Here is an 807-nt window from a genome sequence, read left to right as displayed (position 1 = left end):
CCCCTGCCTCCACCCCCGTCGCCCTGGCACCTGCGCCAGCCGCTCCGACCCGGCTTGAAGACCTGACGCAGCGGATCAAGCCGCGGCAGGCCTCAAACCTGCTGCTCTGGGCGATCCTCGCCTTTTTCCTGATCTTCGTCATCTGGGCGTCCTGGGCGACGCTCGACCGTACGGTTCGAGGGCCAGGCCGTGTGATCGCCAGTTCCCAGTTGCAGACCGTCTCCAACCTCGAAGGCGGCGTGGTGCAGGAGATCCTGGTGCGAACGGGCCAGGTCGTGCGCATGGGCCAGCCGCTCGTCCGGCTCGACCCTACCGCCACCGGAGGCGAGCTCGGCTCTGGTGAGGCGCAGGCTGCCGCCCTCCAGGTAAAGATCGCGCGTCTCAAGGCAGAGGTGCTTGGCCGCGAGCCGGTCTATCCCGCCGCCACCAACGCTATCGTGGCGGAGCAGATCGAGATCGAAAAGGCGCTGCACACGGCCCGGATGCAGGAACTGGCCGGCATCACCGGCGCCTATGGCGCTCGCGGCGTACAGGCGACCCGCGCGGTCGCGGAGGCACGATCGGCCCTCGACGCACGCCAGAGTGCGCGGGACGCACGGGCGGTGGAACTGGCGACGATCAAGCCCTTGGTGGACAAGGGCATCGAGCCACGCCTCTCGCTGACACAGGCGGACAGCGCGGCGACAGTGGCGGCGAGCGAGGCGGCACAGGCCTCAGCGTCGCTGGCGCGCGCGCAGGCGGGAGTGGCCGAGGCGAATGCCAGCCTTGCCCAGGCGCGGCAGGATTGGCGCGCGCGCGCTGCCGACG

General features: G+C 70.5%; 1 pseudogene. It reads left to right on the top strand.

The annotated features are described in order from the left end of the window. Positions 1–807: pseudogene (locus AX702_RS21320) on the top strand (biotin/lipoyl-binding protein); the annotation flags it as partial.

Origin of the sequence: Sphingomonas sp. CCH5-D11 (assembly GCF_001557395.1) — a bacterium.
In the GTDB taxonomy this organism is placed as follows: Bacteria; Pseudomonadota; Alphaproteobacteria; order Sphingomonadales; family Sphingomonadaceae; genus Sphingomonas.
This window is presented reverse-complemented; position numbering and strand designations above follow the sequence as displayed.